Origin of the sequence: Diaminobutyricimonas sp. LJ205 (assembly GCF_009755725.1) — a bacterium.
Classification (GTDB): Bacteria; Actinomycetota; Actinomycetes; order Actinomycetales; family Microbacteriaceae; genus Ruicaihuangia.
In genome coordinates this window covers 1-16765 of the sequence record NZ_CP046619.1, presented here as the reverse complement: position 1 = coordinate 16765, position 16765 = coordinate 1, and the positions used below count along the sequence as shown (strand labels likewise).

The 16765-nt window shown below is 64.4% G+C and carries 16 protein-coding genes and 2 tRNA genes; 4 read left to right on the top strand and 14 right to left on the bottom strand.

Annotated elements, in window-relative coordinates:
* Window positions 1-920: 920 nt before the first annotated feature.
* A complete protein-coding gene (locus GO591_RS00090) occupies window positions 921-1649 on the top strand; it encodes a glycoside hydrolase family 6 protein (protein ID WP_232466210.1) in 729 nt (242 codons plus the stop codon).
* A gap of 4 nt (window positions 1650-1653) precedes the next feature.
* Here GO591_RS00090 and GO591_RS00085 read toward each other — a convergent pair whose 3' ends face one another.
* Entirely contained in the window at window positions 1654-2292 is a 639-nt protein-coding gene (locus GO591_RS00085; protein WP_157154949.1) for an anthranilate synthase component II, read from the bottom strand.
* A 105-nt stretch (window positions 2293-2397) separates the two neighbouring features.
* Here GO591_RS00085 and GO591_RS00080 point away from each other — a divergent pair, with 105 nt between their 5' ends.
* On the top strand, window positions 2398-2646 hold the full coding sequence (locus GO591_RS00080) for a cell division protein CrgA (protein ID WP_157154948.1): 249 nt from the start codon (window positions 2398-2400) through the stop codon (window positions 2644-2646).
* An 82-nt stretch (window positions 2647-2728) separates the two neighbouring features.
* On the opposite strand, the gene GO591_RS00075 is transcribed toward GO591_RS00080, so the two are convergent.
* Together GO591_RS00075 and GO591_RS00070 are read right to left on the bottom strand one after the other, a co-directional pair.
* A complete protein-coding gene (locus tag GO591_RS00075) occupies window positions 2729-3427 on the bottom strand; it encodes a rhomboid family intramembrane serine protease (RefSeq protein WP_232466209.1) in 699 nt (232 codons plus the stop codon).
* Window positions 3428-3579: 152 nt separating this feature from the next.
* Window positions 3580-4113: a peptidylprolyl isomerase gene (locus tag GO591_RS00070; RefSeq protein ID WP_157154946.1), complete on the bottom strand. Its 534-nt coding sequence runs from the start codon at window positions 4111-4113 to the stop codon at window positions 3580-3582.
* A gap of 123 nt (window positions 4114-4236) precedes the next feature.
* Between GO591_RS00070 and GO591_RS00065 the strand changes: the two genes are divergently transcribed.
* Window positions 4237-4731 carry a DNA helicase gene (locus GO591_RS00065; RefSeq protein ID WP_157154945.1) on the top strand — a complete coding sequence of 165 codons (495 nt, stop codon included), beginning with the start codon at window positions 4237-4239 and terminating at the stop codon, window positions 4729-4731.
* Between the two features lie 61 nt (window positions 4732-4792).
* On the opposite strand, the gene GO591_RS00060 is transcribed toward GO591_RS00065, so the two are convergent.
* A complete protein-coding gene (locus GO591_RS00060) occupies window positions 4793-5215 on the bottom strand; it encodes an NUDIX hydrolase (protein ID WP_157154944.1) in 423 nt (140 codons plus the stop codon).
* 66 nt (window positions 5216-5281) lie between these two features.
* Between GO591_RS00060 and GO591_RS00055 the strand changes: the two genes are divergently transcribed.
* Window positions 5282-5653 (top strand): carboxypeptidase-like regulatory domain-containing protein, encoded by a 372-nt coding sequence (locus tag GO591_RS00055; RefSeq protein ID WP_157154943.1) that lies wholly within the window; start codon window positions 5282-5284, stop codon window positions 5651-5653.
* 31 nt (window positions 5654-5684) lie between these two features.
* Here GO591_RS00055 and GO591_RS00050 read toward each other — a convergent pair.
* The 10 genes from GO591_RS00050 to dnaA form a co-directional block, all read right to left on the bottom strand.
* Window positions 5685-5757: transfer RNA gene (locus tag GO591_RS00050), tRNA-Ala, on the bottom strand.
* A gap of 17 nt (window positions 5758-5774) precedes the next feature.
* Window positions 5775-5848: transfer RNA gene (locus tag GO591_RS00045), tRNA-Ile, on the bottom strand.
* A 58-nt stretch (window positions 5849-5906) separates the two neighbouring features.
* A complete protein-coding gene (locus GO591_RS00040) occupies window positions 5907-6314 on the bottom strand; it encodes a DUF3566 domain-containing protein (RefSeq protein WP_157154942.1) in 408 nt (135 codons plus the stop codon).
* Entirely contained in the window at window positions 6307-8865 is a 2559-nt protein-coding gene (gyrA, locus tag GO591_RS00035; RefSeq protein ID WP_157154941.1) for a DNA gyrase subunit A, read from the bottom strand. Before gyrA ends, GO591_RS00040 begins: the two co-directional genes overlap by 8 nt.
* A gap of 83 nt (window positions 8866-8948) precedes the next feature.
* The gene (gene gyrB, locus GO591_RS00030) at window positions 8949-10910 is read right to left on the bottom strand and encodes a DNA topoisomerase (ATP-hydrolyzing) subunit B (RefSeq protein WP_157154940.1); all 1962 of its coding nucleotides are present in this window, start codon (window positions 10908-10910) and stop codon (window positions 8949-8951) included.
* A gap of 90 nt (window positions 10911-11000) precedes the next feature.
* Window positions 11001-11495 carry a DciA family protein gene (locus GO591_RS00025; RefSeq protein ID WP_157154939.1) on the bottom strand — a complete coding sequence of 165 codons (495 nt, stop codon included), beginning with the start codon at window positions 11493-11495 and terminating at the stop codon, window positions 11001-11003.
* Window positions 11492-12658, bottom strand: a complete 1167-nt coding sequence (recF, locus tag GO591_RS00020; RefSeq protein WP_157154938.1) for a DNA replication/repair protein RecF — start codon at window positions 12656-12658, stop codon at window positions 11492-11494. The genes GO591_RS00025 and recF overlap by 4 nt, the downstream gene beginning before the upstream one ends.
* A gap of 6 nt (window positions 12659-12664) precedes the next feature.
* Window positions 12665-13549 carry a phosphogluconate dehydrogenase (NAD(+)-dependent, decarboxylating) gene (gnd, locus tag GO591_RS00015; RefSeq protein ID WP_157154937.1) on the bottom strand — a complete coding sequence of 295 codons (885 nt, stop codon included), beginning with the start codon at window positions 13547-13549 and terminating at the stop codon, window positions 12665-12667.
* A gap of 8 nt (window positions 13550-13557) precedes the next feature.
* Window positions 13558-14703, bottom strand: a complete 1146-nt coding sequence (gene dnaN / locus GO591_RS00010) for a DNA polymerase III subunit beta (RefSeq protein WP_157154936.1) — start codon at window positions 14701-14703, stop codon at window positions 13558-13560.
* A gap of 348 nt (window positions 14704-15051) precedes the next feature.
* On the bottom strand, window positions 15052-16482 hold the full coding sequence (gene dnaA / locus GO591_RS00005; RefSeq protein WP_157154935.1) for a chromosomal replication initiator protein DnaA: 1431 nt from the start codon (window positions 16480-16482) through the stop codon (window positions 15052-15054).
* Window positions 16483-16765 lie beyond the last annotated feature (283 nt).

Sequence of the window (16765 nt, the reverse complement as noted above, 5' to 3'; positions counted from 1 at the left end):
CGCATATGCAGCGCAGACCGGCCGTCAGGTCTCGGGGGAAACACGACCATGCAGCTTTTCACGCCCTTTTTCGCGCGCTCGCGCGGGAACACCGCAACCATTCCGACATCCGCCGATGTCGCATCCGGCGATTCCGGAACCCGCGGCGCGACCGGAACCCGACGACGCACTGCCGTGCTCGAGGTGATCGGGATCGTGCTCGTGCTGGTGATGCTCGTGCTCGGTTACGCGCCGGCCGCGAACGCGTCCGAAACCTACTCGGCCTTCATGGCGTACGCGTCGGCACCGGGTGAGGTGCTCGGCAAGACCAGCGCCGGCTGGCAGAAGCTCACGGCAGCCGAGGCGGCCGTGGTGCCAGCGGATGCGGTCGTCGTACGGTTCGGCACCGCGTTCATGCAGGTCCGCGGCGAAACCCAGCTCTACAAGGTGTCGTATGAGGCTGTCACCCCGATCACCGAGCGGCACTGGGTCTACGAGGGCTCACCCACTCCGAAGATCGTTGACCGGATGCCCGCCATCGAGTATTACAGCTACGCCTCGGCGCCGCAGGAGATCCTCGTGCGCACGCCCCTGGGACATTGGCGGCAGGCCTGGGCCAACGAGTACAAGACCATCGACGCGGCGACGATCACCCGCCGAGTGAACACCTATTTCACGCAAGCGGTGGGCGAGGCCCAGATCCACAAGGTGGTGAACGGCGTGTCCACGCCGATCAGCGCAGCCCAGTGGCGTGGCGAGGGTTCACCGACGCCGATGGTGCCCGCGACCCGCGAGGTCGGCAGCAATCCGTTCGCCGCGCACGCCCCGTACGTCGACCCGACCTACCCGTCGGTGGCCGCCGCTGCCGACCTGCGGGCACGCGGCAATAGTGCGGCGCCGCCGCCGTCGACAGGATCAGCGCCCATGCGGGAACCCGGTGGGTGGGCGACTGGAACCCGGTGTCCAAAGTCCGCGCCACCGTCGCGAAGTACACCCAGGACGCCGAGGACGCCGGCCAGACCGGAACCCTCGTGCTCTACGCCATCCCTGGCCGTGACTGCAGTGGCCACTCGGCCGGCGGACTCACCGCTGACCAGTACGACGACTGGGTGAACGAGATCGCTGCGGGCATTGCGGGCAAGCGGGTCGCCGTCGTTCTGGAACCGGATGCCCTGATGCAACTCGGTCGCTGCCCGGAGATCCAGGGCGACCGTGCCGGCCTGCTGAGCTATGCCGCGAAGACCCTGACTGATGCGGGCGCCACCGTCTACATCGACGCCGGTTCCTCGTACTCGGTGCCGGCAGCCGAGATGGCGAAGCGGCTGCTCGCCGCCGGCGTCGAGCACGTGCGCGGATTCGCGACCAACGTGTCGAACTACAAGCCCACCGCTCAAGTGCGCGACTACGCGGAGTCGATCTCGGAGTTTCTCGGCGGCAAGCACTATGTCATCGACACCAGCCGCAATGGCAAGGGCGACAACGGCGAGTGGTGCAATCCGCGGGGCCGTGGGCTGGGCGCCCTGCCCGGACGTGCCGATCACGGCCACCAGGACGCCAACCTGTGGATCAAGACCATCGGCGCATCGGATGGCGCCTGCAACGGAGGGCCGAAGGCTGGAGCCTGGTGGGACGAGATCGCGATCGAGCTCGCCATCAACTCAGCGTTCTAGCTGCTCAGCGGATCGCGACCAGCGGGGTCAGGCCCTTCGCGATCTCAGCTGCCTCGGGCAGTCCGGCGACGGCCAGCCAGTTGCCGAGCATCCGGTAACCGCCCTCGGTGAGCACCGATTCCGGGTGGAACTGCACGCCATAGACCGGGGCGTCCCGGTGCTGCAGGCCCATGATCACGCCGCCTTCGGTGCGTGCGGTGACCTCGAGCTGGTCTGGCATGGTGCCATCGACGATCGCGAGCGAGTGATACCGGGTCGCCGTGAACGGCTGCGGAACGCCGTCGTAGAACGCGCTGCCGTCATGGCTGACCTGTGAGGTCTTGCCGTGCATGAGCTCTTCGGCGTGGGTGACCGTGGCGCCGAGCGCCTCGGCGATCGCCTGGTGCCCGAGGCACACGCCGAGCAACGGCTGCCCGCTGTGAAGCGCGGCGTGCACGATCGGAATCGACGCACCAGCGGCAGCAGGGGTACCCGGACCAGGCGACAACAGCACGGCGTCGTAGTCAGCGATCGCGGCCGCGACATCGTTCTCGGGAATCGTGTCGTTCCGCACGACGGTGGTCTCCGCGCCCAACTGGAGGAGGTAACCATTCAATGTGTAGACGAAGCTGTCGTAGTTGTCGATGACAAGGACACGGGTCACTTGCGAGACCTCTTTCCTTCGCGAGTGGGCGGCCGGGCGACTCCCTTGATTCTAGGCGCGCCCGATGAGGGGTGCCCGCAGGCGTCGCACGGTAGAATCCTCGGCATGGCCCGATCGAACGCACGCAGCAACAAGACCGACGACCAGACAGAACAGCGCACCGCTGAGGATGCGCCGAACCCGGTGTGGTTCAAGCCGATCATGTTCGGCTTCATGCTCGTCGGCCTGCTGTGGATCATCGTGTTCTACGTCAGCGAGACTCGCTTCCCGATCGCCGACATCGGTAACTTCAACATCCTGGTCGGCTTCGGGATCATGTTCATCGGCTTCCTGATGACCACCAGGTGGCGCTGAGCCCGATCGGGCTGGCCCACGTCCGGGGCACAAACTACACGCCTGTAATTATCCCCAGTGTGGATTAACCTGTGGATAACTTTCAGGCCAACATGAATTGCACCGCGTAGCCCAGAACGGTGCCACCGATCATGAGCAGCGCAAGACCCGCCAGCAGTAGCACCTGAATCGTCCGCTGGTCACGCCGCCGGGTGCGCATGTAGATCAATGCGACCAGTCCGCCGGCGATCAGACCGCCGACGTGCGCCTGCCACGAAATACCGGGCAGGAAGAAACCGACCGCCAGGTTGAGCACCAGGATGACCACCAGCTGCCGGGAATTCGCGCCGAGGCCGCGCTGAATCACCAGCAGCGCACCGAGCAGTCCGAAGATGGCACCGGATGCCCCGAGCACGCCGCCATTCGGCGACAACCAGAGCACCGCAACCGAGCCACCGAAGCCCGCGATCACGTAGAGCAGCACGAACCGGATGCGGCCGAGCATCTGCTCGAGCGGTGGACCGAGCACGAACAGCGAAAGCATGTTCAGCGCAATGTGCATGATGCCCGCGTGCACCAGCACCGAGGTGAGCATCGTCCACGGCAGCCACGGGGTGAGGAACGGCCGATAGGTGAACAGCGCGGTGACGTAATCGTTCGTCAACTGCTGCAGCAGGAAGATCGCGACCGTCAGGCCGATGATCGACCAGGTGACGATCGGCCGAGTCGAGGTCGACGCAGGCCGCAGCATCCGTCCGATGGGTCGTCGCTGCGGCACGGCACCCTCGCGTGTTTCCCGCATGCAGTCCGGGCAGTGCACGCCGACCGCAGCCTGCGTCTGGCACTCAGGGCAGATAGTGCGTCCGCAACGCTGGCAGAGAATCCAGCTCGGCCGATCGGGATGCCGGTAACAGTAGTTCGCCGATCGGGTCTGCGGCGCCTCGGTCACCGTATCTAGACCTCGGTGACGGTCACACTGTTGATGACGACGTCCTCCAGCGGCTTGTCGCGACCGTCGGTGGCGACTGCCTCAATGGCGTCAACGACCTTCTTCGACTCATCGTCGGCGACGACACCGAAGATGGTGTGCTTGCCCTGCAGCCAGGGGGTCGGAACCGTGGTGATGAAGAACTGTGAGCCGTTGGTGCCGCGGCCGAACTGGATACCGGCGTTGGCCATGGCCAGCACATAGGGCTCGCCGAAAGTGAGTTCAGGGTGGATTTCGTCGTCGAACTGGAAGCCGGGGCCACCGATGCCCTGACCGAGCGGGTCGCCGCCCTGGATCATGAATTCCTTGATGATGCGGTGGAAGATCACACCGTCGTACAGCTTGTCCGTCGTGGTCTGCCCGGTTGCCGGGTGAGTCCATTCGATGGTTCCGGTGGCAAGTCCCGTGAAGTTCGCCACGGTCTTCGGCGCGTGGTTGCCGAACAGGTTGACCTTGATGTCGCCGAGAGTCGTGTGGAGAGTCGCTACTGCAGTGTGCATCCTCTGATTCTTCCACAGGGAATGGAGCAGGCTCCCAGCCCTCGCCCAGCCTCGACAGTTTGTCTGGATGGGGAATCGTGCCACGATGGACACAGTCCACGGCTATCACCGACGGAGGTTGACATGGAATTGTCACGCAAGCGCAAGCGCGAACTACGACGACTGCAAGGCGACGCCGAGGCCCTGTGGTCCGAGCAGCGTGACGTCGTGGACCACGCCGGACGGGTTGCCCGCGAGGCCAGTCGGCAGGCGAAGCTCATCGCTCGAGAAGATGTGAGCCCCCTCGTGGCATCCACCTACCAGGACCGCATCAAGCCTTCGGTAGCCACTAGCATCGCCGCCGGACGCCAGGTCGTCCACAACGCCAAGGCGGACAGCTCCGCCAAGCTGAGTTCCGCGATGGCTATTCTGGCGGCCGCCCGTGACCCTCGCGTTCGTGAGGCGGTCCGGAAGGCTGCCGAGAAGAAGAACTCCAGGGGCCCGGGCGGGTACATCCTGCTCGGTCTCGGCGTCGTGGCCGCAGCGGGTCTTGCCTACGCCGTGTGGCAGACCCTGCGCGCCGACGAGGACCTCTGGATCGAAGACGAGCCCGAGGCAACCACCCTCGACGACTTGTAGGCCCGCGGACTCACCGGTGATTGAGGAGCGCCGCGAGCGAAGCGAGTGACGCGTCTCGAAATCAGTCTGCGCGCAGGTTCATCCCCAGCGCGATATCCACCAGGCCGACTCGGCGGAGCTGCGGGACCTCGGCGAGCGGAACCCACTTCGCCTCGTCTGAGCTGCCGTCGACCTCATTGGTGAGCTCGCCCCCGATCACGTGCGCCCGGTAGACGATCCGGATGGCGTGCAACGGCCCGGCGTTCGCTCGCGTCCGCTGCTCGGCCGGCACCACGTGTGAGTCGATCCCGAGCAGTTCGTCCAGCACCGCGTGATAGCCGGTCTCCTCGAAGATCTCGCGCACCGCGGCTTCCGCCGGGTCCTCCCCCGGGTCGATTCCGCCGCCGGGCATGCTCCAGCCCGACCGGCCGTTCTCGTTCCAGTGTGAGAGCAGCACCTGGTCGTCTTCGATGATGACCGCATAGGCCGCGACGCGGATGTCCATGCCGAGAATCCTCGCACAGCGTCTTGGGTGCTCAGTGGCGCCGGCCATTCAAGCTAACGTCTCGCTATGGATCAAGTTCTCCTCGACAGTGACCGCAGGGAGGTCCACTGGATGCTCGCGAGACGCGTGGCGGGGCCGGTGTCGGCAGGAGTGATTGCTGTCGCTCTGCTCACCGCGTGCGCGCAGTCAGCATCGTCTGAGATCCGCGGCGTCGTGGTCGACGGTGCTGGTGCTCCGCAGTCCCGCTGCTCGGTCGTGGTTGAAGTCGTGAGCGGACCGCCGTATCCCGAAGTTGCGCAGGTCACCGGCAGCGACGGCGAGTTCAGCTGGACGCTTCCCTCTGGCTCATACGACATCGTCGCCCACTGTGGCGGGCCGACCGGTCGGCAGAACGTGCAGGTTCCAACCGAGTCAGACCTTCGGATCACCGTGGAATAAGTAGAGGAGATAACCCTCTGACTGAATTTTGTGGAGCCTAGGAGATTCGAACTCCTGACATCCTGCTTGCAAAGCAGGCGCTCTACCAACTGAGCTAAGGCCCCGAACGGGGAACTGCGAGTGGGGCTACCAGGACTTGAACCTGGGACCTCTTCGTTATCAGCGAAGCGCTCTAACCGCCTGAGCTATAGCCCCCCGAACCGGATACGACTGTACCTTATTTCGGCCCGTTTCCCGTAATCGGGAAGTCCACTCAGCTATTCGTGAAACCGACCAGCAGACCGCCGGTCACACGCACGCTGAGGTTGTACAACGCGCTCATGATCGCACCGAGCGCGGTGCCGACCACGATGTTCAACACCGCGACGATCACCGAGAACAGTGCGACCTGCGCGAGCCCGAACGCCGAGGTGACGCTGAAGGTGGGGTCGGCGAGCACGTCCTGCAGCAGGCTGTCCACACCGCCGAAGACGCCCGTCGACTGCAGCACGATCCAGATCAGGATGGATGCCACGACCAGCACGATGCCCGCGCAGACCATGACCAGGAACGAGAGCTTCACCGCCGACCAGAAGTCGATGTACACGAGCTTCAACCGCACCTGCTTGGTGGCTGGCTGACGCTGCGCCTTGCGCTGCAACTTCTCGGCGACGCTACTCATCTAGTTCAGTGTCCTTCCCGGGCGCCGGGGTAACGGCATCGGCGGTCTGCTCGTCGGTGGGCGCCTCGGCATCCACCTCTACAAGGTTACGTTCACTGTTCTTCGCAATCGCGATGATCTTGTCTTCCTCAGCGAAGCGAGCGAACACGACACCCATGGTGTCTCGTCCCTTGGCCGGTACCTCGGCCACGGCAGAGCGTACCACCTTGCCACTGGCAAGAACCACGAGCACCTCGTCGCTCTCGTCGACGATCAGTGCGCCGGCCAGGAGGCCGCGCCCGTCGCTGAGCTTGGCAACCTTGATGCCCAGTCCGCCGCGGTTCTGCACGCGGTACTGGTCGACCGCAGTGCGCTTCGCGTAGCCGCCCTCGGTGACTACGAAGACATAGCCGTCATCGCTGACCACCGACGCCGACAGCAGTTCGTCGTCATCACGGAAGTGCATGCCGATCACGCCGGACGTCGAGCGTCCCATCGGCCGCAGCGCGGCATCCGTCGCCGTGAACCGGATCGACATGCCATTCCGCGAGACCAGCAGCACATCGGAGTCCTCGTCGACGAGCATCGCCGAGACCAGCTCGTCGCCCTCGCGCAGGTTGATCGCGATGATCCCGCCGGTGCGGTTCGTGTCGTACTCGCTGAGCGCGGTCTTCTTGACCAGGCCGTTCCGGGTGGCCAGGGCGAGGTAGGTCGCCGCCTGGTAGTCCCGGATGTCGAGGATCTGAGCGATTTCCTCGTCCGGCTGCAACGCCAGCAGGTTCGCGACGTGCTGACCCTTCGCGTCGCGGCCGGCTTCCTGCAGCTCGTAGGTCTTTGCGCGGTACACCCGGCCCTTGGTGGTGAAGAACAACAGCCAGTGGTGGGTGGTGGTGACGAAGAAGTGCTCGACCACGTCATCCGCCCGCAGGGCAGCGCCCTTCACGCCCTTGCCGCCGCGGTGCTGGCTGCGGTAGTTGTCGCTGCGCGTGCGCTTGACGTAACCATCGCGCGTGACGGTGACCACCATCTCCTCTTCGGGGATGAGGTCTTCGATGTCCATGTCGCCGTCGAAGCCGTACATGATCTCGGTGCGGCGGTCGTCGCCGTAGCGGTCGACGATGTCGGTGAGCTCGTCACTGACGATCGACCGCTGGCGGGTCGGGTCGGACAGGATGTCCTGGTAGTCGGCGATCCGGGTGGCGAGTTCGTCGTGCTCGTCAACGATCTTCTGCCGCTCGAGGGCAGCCAGCCGACGCAGCTGCATGGAGAGGATCGCGTTCGCCTGCAGTTCGTCTGCGTCGAGCAGCGACATCAGGCCGTCACGGGCATCGTCAACGGTCGCCGACGCACGGATCAGGGCGATGACCTCGTCCAGCGCGTCGAGCGCCTTGAGGTAACCGCGCAGGATGTGCATGCGCTCCTCGGCCTCACGCAGCAGGAACTGCGTGCGCCGAACGATGACCTCGATCTGGTGGGCGACCCAGTTGGTGATGAAGCCGTCGACCGCGAGCGTGCGCGGCACGCCGTCGACGATCGCAAGCATGTTCGCGCCGAAGTTCTCCTGCAGCGAGGTGTGCTTGTAGAGGTTGTTCAGCACCACCTTGGCGACCGCATCGCGCTTCAGCACGATCACGAGGCGCTGGCCGGTGCGGCCGGAGGTCTCGTCCCGGATGTCGGAGATACCGGAGAGCCGGCCGTCCTTGACCAGGTCGGCGATCTTGATCGCAAGATTGTCGGGGTTGACCTGGTAGGGCAGTTCGGTGACCACGAGGCACGTGCGGCCCTGGATCTCCTCCACGTTGACCACGGCGCGCATCGTGATCGAGCCACGCCCGGTGGTGTACGCGTCCCGGATGCCGCGGACGCCGAGGATCTGCGCGCCGGTCGGGAAGTCCGGGCCCTTGATGCGCTGCATGAGCGCCTCGAGCAGCTCTTCACGCGGAGCATCCGGGTTGTTCAAGTGCCACAGCGCGCCATCCGCGACCTCGCGCAGGTTGTGCGGCGGGATGTTGGTGGCCATGCCGACCGCGATACCGACCGAACCGTTCACCAGCAGGTTCGGGAAGCGCGCGGGCAGCACCGCGGGCTCCTGGGTGCGGCCGTCGTAGTTGTCCTGGAAGTTGACGGTGTCCTTGTCGATGTCGCGCACCATTTCGAGCGCGAGCGGAGCCATCTTCGTCTCGGTGTACCGCGGGGCGGCGGCGCCGTCGTTACCCGGCGAGCCGAAGTTGCCCTGGCCGAGCGCCAGCGGGTAGCGCATGCTCCACGGCTGGACCAGACGCACGAGGGCGTCGTAGATCGCCGAGTCACCGTGCGGGTGGAACTGCCCCATCACGTCGCCGACGACACGGGCGCACTTCGAGAACGCCTTGTCGGGGCGGTAGCCACCGTCGTACATCGCGTAGATCACTCGACGGTGCACCGGCTTCAGGCCGTCACGCACCTCGGGCAGCGCGCGCCCGACGATGACGCTCATCGCGTAGTCGAGGTAGCTCCGCTGCATCTCGAGCTGCAGGTCGACCTGCGCGATCCGGTCGCCCGTGGACTCGGGAGTGTCTACTTCATCTGCCATGTCTCTGTGTTTCTCCAGTTCGAGCCCTCAGGTGGTGAGTAGCGGCCGAGCGTGCGCGGCCGCCTATCGAAACCCGCGGCTTTCTAAATGTCGAGGAAGCGAACGTCCTTGGCGTTCTGCTGGATGAAGTGCCGGCGCGACTCCACGTCTTCGCCCATCAGGGTGGAGAAGATGCTGTCCGCCGCGGCCGCGTCATCGAGCGTGACCTGCAGCAGGGTGCGGGTTTCCGGGTTCATCGTGGTCTCCCACAGTTCCTTGTAGTCCATCTCGCCGAGACCCTTGTACCGCTGGATGCCGTTTTCCTTGGGGATCCGCTTGCCTGAGGCAATTCCCTCCTTGAGCATGGCGTCACGTTCGCGGTCGCTGTACACGTAGTCGTGCTCAGCGTTCGACCACTTCAACCGGTAGAGCGGCGGCTGCGCGAGGTATACGTAGCCCATCTCGATCAGCGGACGCATGTAGCGGAAGAGGAGGGTCAGCAGCAGCGTGGTGATGTGCTGGCCGTCGACATCGGCATCCGCCATCAGCACGATCTTGTGATAGCGCGCCTTCTCGGGCTTGAAGTCCTCACCGATGCCGGTGCCGAACGCGGTGATCATCGCCTGGATCTCGGCGTTGCCCAACGCGCGGTCGAGGCGCGCCTTCTCGACGTTCAGGATCTTGCCACGCAGCGGCAGGATCGCCTGGGTCTCGGGGTTGCGCCCCTGCACCGCCGAACCGCCTGCCGAGTCACCCTCGACGATGAAGACCTCACTGATCGAGGGGTCCTTCGACTGGCAGTCCTTGAGCTTGCCCGGCATGCCGCCACCCTCGAGCAGACCCTTGCGACGAGTGCTCTCGCGCGCCTTACGGGCGGCGAGGCGTGCCGCGGCCGCCTGCTGCGACTTGCGGATGATCTCCTTGGCCTGGGCGGGGTTCCGCTCGAACCAATCACCGAGCTGGTCGCCGACGACCCGCTGCACGAACGACTTGGCGAGCGTGTTGCCGAGCTTGGTCTTCGTCTGGCCCTCGAACTGCGGTTCGCCGAGCTTGACCGACACGACGGCGGTGAGACCCTCGCGGACGTCTTCACCGGAGAGGTTCTCTTCCTTCTCCTTGATCAGTCCCTTGTCGCGCGCGTACTTGTTGACCAGCGTCGTCAGCGCGGCACGGAAGCCCTCTTCGTGCGTGCCACCCTCGTGGGTGTTGATGGTGTTGGCGAAGGTGTGCACGCTCTCCTGGTAGGAGTTCGTCCACTGCATCGCCACCTCGAGCGCGATCTGCTTCTCTTTATCTTCGAGCTCGAAGGAGATGATCTCCGGATGCACCGGGTCGAGCTTCTTCGCGGCGTTGAGGTACTCGACGTAGTCGACGAGGCCGTTCTCGTAGTGGTAGTCACCGAAGCGCGGCTCTTCTTCGTCTTCGGTCGGGCGCTCGTCGGTGAGCGTGATCCGCAGACCCTTGTTCAGGAAGGCGGTCTGCTGGAACCGCACGCGCAGGGTGTCCCAGTCGAATTCGGTGGTCTCGAAGATGTCGCTGTTCGGCCAGAACGTGATCGTGGTACCCGAGTCGGTCGACGTTCCGCTCTGGGCGAGCGGTGCGTCGGGAACGCCGTCGTGGTAGGTCTGGGTCCAGACGTGACCCTGGCGGTGCACCTCGACATCGAGCTGGTGGGACAACGCGTTCACCACCGAGCTGCCGACGCCGTGCAGTCCGCCCGAAACCGCGTATCCGCCGCCGCCGAACTTGCCGCCGGCGTGCAGGATGGTGAGCACCACCTCGACCGTCGACTTCTTCTCCACAGGGTGGATATCCACCGGGATGCCGCGGCCGTTGTCGATGACGCGGACACCGCCGTTGGCCAGCAGCGTCACCTTGATGGTGTCGCAGTACCCGGCGAGAGCCTCGTCGACAGAGTTGTCGACGATCTCGTACACCAGGTGGTGCAGACCGCGGGGACCGGTGGAACCGATATACATTCCGGGCCGTTTGCGGACGGCTTCCAGACCCTCGAGAACTTGGATCGCACTAGCGCCGTAAGAGTCTTCAGAAGTCAAATCAGCCATTTGCTAAATCTTATCGGTTCCGCCTGTGAGTAACGGCCAGAATCGCCCTTCTGACGGCTTTTCCAACTGGGGAGGATCAGATTTGGCTTGTCAACCGTAAGTATCGCGAGGACCACGCCCTGGAATTGCTCTGGGGCCACGTTTCCAGCTTGGGGCGTTCGGCCCTTCGAAGCGCACCGATTGGATGCCGGCATCCGGATACCGCTCGATGATTTGCGTGGTGATCATCGAACGCATCAACCGCAGCTGGGTCGCCCAGGCGGTGGAATCGCATTTGACGTTCAGTACGCCCTCGGTGATCCCGGTCGGAGTGGAGTGCGCCGCGGTCTCGGCGCCGACCAGATCCGGCCACGACAACATCAGGTCGGACTGCGCGAGCGGTGAGTTCCAGCCGAGTTTCGCGGTCAACGCATCGAGCACATCGCCGACTCCCTGTGGATCGCGGCCGCTTCCGAACGGAACCGATGGCTCCTTCGCCTTGCTCGCCCGCCGCCTGCTGTCGGTGGTGCGCAGCGCGGGGTCGCCGAAGACTCGCCGGAATCGCAGGTAGACGTTCCGCGCCTCGCTGGTCGGATCCTCGATCATGCGCTCTCCACGATGGCGCCGGCCTTGATCCGCACGGTGTGCGCGGCCAGCTTCTCGGGCACATCCTCGTACACCGCCGCGGTGATGAGCACTTGCTCGAACCCGTCGATGGCGGCGGCCAGCCTGCCCCGCCGCAACAGGTCCAGTTCCGCGAAGACGTCATCGAGGATCAGCACCGGATCGCCGGCGACCGAGTCCCGGCGGAGCACCTCGGCCGAGGCAAGCTTGAGTGACAGCGCGAATGACCAGGATTCACCGTGGCTCGCGTATCCGCGCGCGGGCAGGTCGTTCAGGGTGAGTACCAGATCGTCGCGGTGCGGCCCGATCAGGGTGAGTCCGCGGTCGAGTTCGGTCGGTCGCAGCCGCTGCAGGCCGGCGCGGAAGACTTCGGATGCCTCCTTCGCGGTGATCGCGGTGGACCGAGCCGCGGTGTCCGGGAGGGTGTCGTCGTCTGCGGGTTTCCCGGCGAGGATGCTGAGGTGGCTGGCAAGACTGGCAGCGTGTTCGTCGCCGGCGATCGCCGCATAGGCGCGCTCGACTTCGGGTTGCAGGTCGAGCACGAGCACCGATCGGGCGGCAATGAGTTCGGATCCCAGGCTGATCAGGCGGTCATCCCAGATTTCCAGCGTGGTCAGCTGGTTCGCCTTGATTCCCGAGGATCGGGCGGATTTCAGCAGGGTGTTCCGCTGCTTCAGCACCCGCTCGTAGTCGGCGAGCACGCCGCTCATTCGCGGACTGCGCAGGACGAGCAACTCATCGAGAAACCGCCGGCGGCCGGATGGTTCGCCGCGAACGAGCGCCAGGTCTTCGGGCGCGAACAGCACGCTCGAGAAGTACCGAGGCAGATCACGGGTCTTGATCACAGAGCGGTTGACCTGCGCCCGGTTCGCTCCCTGCCGGTTGAGCTGCACCTCGGCCAGCATCTGCCGGTCGGCGTGCTCGAGTCGGGCGCGGATGATCGCGGCATCCGTGCCCTGCCGAATCAGCGCCTGGTCACTCGACACCCTGTGCGATCCGAGCGTTGACAGGTAGCCGAGCGATTCGACGAGGTTGGTCTTGCCCTGCCCGTTGCTGCCGACGAACAGGTTCGGCCCTGGGCGAAGTTCGACTTCGGCCTGTTTGTAGTTACGAAAGTCGGTGAGGCTCAGGTGGGTGACGATCACGGCCGATCAGGCCTTGCGCACCGCGTGCCCACCGAACTGCTTGCGCAGCGCCGCGACGGCTTTCATCGACGGCGAGTCCTCTTGGCGGGACACGAAGCGGGCGAAGATCGAGGCGCTGATGGTCGGCACCGGGACCGCGTTGTGCAGGGCTTCCTCGACGGTCCAGCGGCCCTCGCCGGAATCCTCGACGTAACCCTCGATGTCGGTTAGCTCGGGGTCGTCCTCGAGTGCGCGCACCAGCAACTCGAGCAGCCAGCTGCGCACCACGGTGCCGCGCTGCCAGGCCTTGAAGGTTCCGGGGACGTCCTTGATCAGGTCCTCGCGGGCGCTGAGCAGCTCGAAGCCCTCGGCCCAGGCCTGCATGAGCGCGTACTCGATGCCGTTGTGAACCATCTTCGCGTAGTGGCCTGCGCCGATTTCGCCCGCGTGCACGAAGCCCTCGTCGCGCGGACCCTCGGGGCGAAGCGCGTCGAACACCGGCATTGCCCGGTCGACGTCGGCCTGGTCGCCGCCGACCATGAGCCCGTAGCCGTTCTGCTGGCCCCAGATTCCGCCGGAGACGCCGGCATCGACGTAGTGGATACCCTTCGGGGCGAGCAGCGCGGCGTGCTTGGCGTCTTCGGTGAAACGTGAGTTGCCGCCCTCGATGACCAGGTCACCCTCATCGAGTACGCCGGCGAGGTCGGTGATGACCCCAGTAGTGATGGCGCCGGAGGGAACCATCACCCAGACGATGCGCGGAGTGGGAAGCGCCGCGGTGAGGTCGGCGAGGGTTGCGACATCCGTGACCTCGGGATTCGGGTCGAATCCGGTGACGTCGATGCCGTTGTTGCGTAGCCGGGCACGCATGTTGTTGCCCATTTTGCCGAGGCCGATGAGCCCGATGTGCATGAGGATCCTTAGCGCAGCAGCAGGTTGGGCTGCAGCAGGTACTTGTAGTTGTCGGCGCCGGGCTCTTCGCGAGAGGTCTGGCTGGTGATCAGCACCGGACCCGGCTTGTTGGGGTTCTCGGTCTTGGTGAACGAGATGCGGGTGAACTCGGAGTGCACCGCGCCGAGGCCGTCCAGCAGGAAGGCCGGCTTGAGCGAGACGACGATGTCGCCACCGGCGAGGTGGGCGTCGATCGTTTCGGAGGCCTGCGCCTGCTCGGAGCCGATCGCCTCCAGGGTGAGGCCGTCGGCGTTGAACGTGAACCGCAGCGCGGCCTCCCGCTCGAGCACGAGCGAGACGCGACGAACCGCCTCGACCAGGTCAGCGGTGTTGAGCACCGCGTAATTGTCGACGGTCTCGGGGAACAGTCGCTTCACCGGCGGGAAGTTGCCCTTGATCAGCAGTGATGTGACGGTCTTCCGGTCAGCCGAGAAGGCGATCAGCTCGCGGTCGTCGCCTCCGGTGATGGAGACCGAGATGGTGCCGCTGCCCGAGAAGGTCTTGCCGATCTCAGCCAGGGTGCGCGCGGGAACCAGCGCGGTGACGGTGTCGATCGGGGTGTCGCCGGAGTCCCAGTCGATCTCGCGGACGGCGACGCGGTAACGGTCAGTGGCCACGAGCGACAAGCTGTTTTCGGAGACTTCGAGCTGCACGCCGGTGATCACAGGGGTGACGTCGTCGCGGGAGGCGGCAACTGCCACCTGGGACACCGCATCGGCGAAGCTGTCGGCCGGCAGCAAACCGGATTGGCCGGTTACCTGCGGCAGCGTCGGGTATTCCTCGACGGGCATGCTCAGCAGGGTGAAGTTCGCAGAACCGCAGGCGACAACGATGCGGCCGCTGTCGGTGCTGAAGCTGACCGGGGCGTTCGGAAGACGGCTGGCGATGTCGGCAAGCAGCCGGCCGGAGACCAGGACGGTGCCGGGTTCTTCGATCTCGGCATCGATCTCGGTACGCGAAGACACCTCGTAGTCGAAGGACGACAGGGTGAGCCCGTCGGCGGTTGCCTCGATCAGCACTCCGCTGAGGATGGGCAATGTGGTGCGCTGCGGAAGCAGCTTGACCGCGAAGGAAACAGCCTCGCTGAAGACATCGCGATTGACCTGAAACTTCACGTATGTACCCCTGTCGTGACGAAGTTGGGTAGGCGGATCAATACTTGCACAGCCGTACAGATGGCCCGCCGTGCGCTGTTCAGGTTATCTCGCTGCACTGATCTTCATTAAAGGATTAATCGTGTTAACCGCTGTGCACAATGTGGATAACCCTGTTAATAGCGCTGATTCATTGGGAACTACAACGGTGTGAGTTGTTGATGAGCTGTCAGTGGAACCGGGGTGTTAACGGGATGACAAGAAATTTGTCATTCGCCGAATCCACAAGCAGCTGAGATCCATCAACATGCGTCTTCGGCGTTTTCCACGGCTCTCCACAAAGTTATCCACATGGGGGATAACTCGCGATCACATCTTGTTGAAGCGGTGGTTCTGCTTGATCCGGCTGGTCAGCTCGGTGACCTGGTTGTAGATCGAGCGGCGCTCCTTCATGAGCTCGCTGATCTTCTTGTTGGCGTACATCACCGTGGTGTGGTCGCGGTTGCCGAACAGCTGGCCGATCTTGGGCAGCGAGAGGTTGGTCATCTCGCGGCACAGGTACATGGCGATCTGCCGAGCGGTCGCTACTGCCTGGGAGCGGGACGAACCGTAGAGGTCGTCAACTGTGAGCTTGAAGTAGGCGGCCGTGTGATTGATGATGTCCACCGGCGCGATCACGTTGTCCTCGTCGAGGGTGATCAGATCCTTCAGAACGGTCTGCACGAGCTGCATGTCGACCGGCGTGCGGTTCAGGTTGGCGAATGCGGTGACGCGGATCAGTGTGCCCTCGAGCTCGCGGATGTTCGATGACACCTTCGACGCCATGAACTCGAGGATGTCGTCGGGCACTTGAAGCTTCTCGCTCTGCGCCTTCTTGCGCAGAATCGCGATGCGGGTCTCGAGATCCGGTGCCTGCACATCGGTGATCAGGCCCCACTCGAACCGCGAGCGCATCCGGTCCTCAAAGCCGGTCAGGTGCTTCGGCGGCAGGTCGCTGGTGATGACCAACTGCTTGTTGTGGTCGTGCAGTGTATTGAAGGTGTGGAAGAAGGCCTCCTGGGTGGAGTCCTTGCCCTGCAGGAACTGGATGTCGTCGATCAGCAGGATGTCGATCTCGCGGTACCTGGACTGGAATACCGACGCCCGGTTGTTCGCGATCGAGTTGATGAAGTCGTTGGTGAACTCTTCGCTCGACACGTACCGAACCCGGATGCCGGGATACAGACTCTCGGCATAGTGGCCGATGGCGTGCAGGAGGTGGGTTTTTCCGAGCCCGGACTCGCCATAGATGAACAGCGGGTTGTATGCCTTCGCCGGCGCTTCGGCCACCGCCACTGCTGCCGCGTGGGCGAAGCGGTTCGAGCCACCGATCACGAAGTTATCGAAGCTGTACTTGGGGTTGAGCCGGCTGTCCGATCGGCCGCGGATCACCCCGGCGTCCAGGGTGGCTGACACCACGGTGGGCTCGATGTAGTGCTGTTCCGGCTGCTGCTGTTCCTGCTGGGGCGAATCCAACGGGTCCTGCTGGATCTCGGGGTTGACCACAATGGCGAAGTTCTGCACATTGTGCTCGCCCTCGAGGGTGCCGAGCGCTCCCAGGAGAGGGACCCGGATGCGCTGCTCGAGCATGCCGCGGGTCAACTCGTTCGGGACCTCGAGGTAGAGGGTGCCGGAAAGCACACCCTTCGGCTCGACCAGGTTGATGAACCCGTGCAGTTGGGGCGTGATGCGCTCGTCATCGCCGAGCTTGGAAAGCACCGAGCGCCATATTTCGGCGGTCGCGTCTGGTTGTTCTGCCATCGTCCCCACGAATCCTTTGAAGTCTAAGTTTTCCACAGCGTTATCCACCGGTTGTGGTTAGATGTTGGGTCGCTGTAAGCCTTGATTTACCCCCGTAGATCAAGACTGTGCATAACCTTAGTTCGCTACGGCATGTCGTTACCAACCCCGAGTTATCCAGATGTGGATAATGGCTCTTTGGCCTCCGTCGGTTTGACCGCACGCGGCGGACAACGTACCTTTAATCAGTTGACTTCAGCCGTTGCCGGCTACCATCCCTTTTCTGGCCTCACGTACCGGGCCG

Excerpts from the sequence above, each read along its gene's own strand:
- GO591_RS00065 (WP_157154945.1), top strand. The coding sequence starts at position 4,237 with ATGGAATTGTCACGCAAGCGCAAGCGCGAACTACGACGACTGCAAGGC.
- dnaA (WP_157154935.1), bottom strand. The coding sequence starts at position 16,482 with ATGGCAGAACAACCAGACGCGACCGCCGAAATATGGCGCTCGGTGCTT.
- GO591_RS00060 (WP_157154944.1), bottom strand. The coding sequence starts at position 5,215 with ATGGACATCCGCGTCGCGGCCTATGCGGTCATCATCGAAGACGACCAG.
- gyrB (WP_157154940.1), bottom strand. The coding sequence starts at position 10,910 with ATGGCTGATTTGACTTCTGAAGACTCTTACGGCGCTAGTGCGATCCAA.
- GO591_RS00075 (WP_232466209.1), bottom strand. The coding sequence starts at position 3,427 with ATGCGGGAAACACGCGAGGGTGCCGTGCCGCAGCGACGACCCATCGGA.
- GO591_RS00055 (WP_157154943.1), top strand. The coding sequence starts at position 5,282 with ATGGATCAAGTTCTCCTCGACAGTGACCGCAGGGAGGTCCACTGGATG.
- GO591_RS00025 (WP_157154939.1), bottom strand. The coding sequence starts at position 11,495 with ATGATCGAGGATCCGACCAGCGAGGCGCGGAACGTCTACCTGCGATTC.
- GO591_RS00070 (WP_157154946.1), bottom strand. The coding sequence starts at position 4,113 with ATGCACACTGCAGTAGCGACTCTCCACACGACTCTCGGCGACATCAAG.
- GO591_RS00040 (WP_157154942.1), bottom strand. The coding sequence starts at position 6,314 with ATGAGTAGCGTCGCCGAGAAGTTGCAGCGCAAGGCGCAGCGTCAGCCA.
- gyrA (WP_157154941.1), bottom strand. The coding sequence starts at position 8,865 with ATGGCAGATGAAGTAGACACTCCCGAGTCCACGGGCGACCGGATCGCG.
- gnd (WP_157154937.1), bottom strand. The coding sequence starts at position 13,549 with ATGCACATCGGGCTCATCGGCCTCGGCAAAATGGGCAACAACATGCGT.
- GO591_RS00080 (WP_157154948.1), top strand. The coding sequence starts at position 2,398 with ATGGCCCGATCGAACGCACGCAGCAACAAGACCGACGACCAGACAGAA.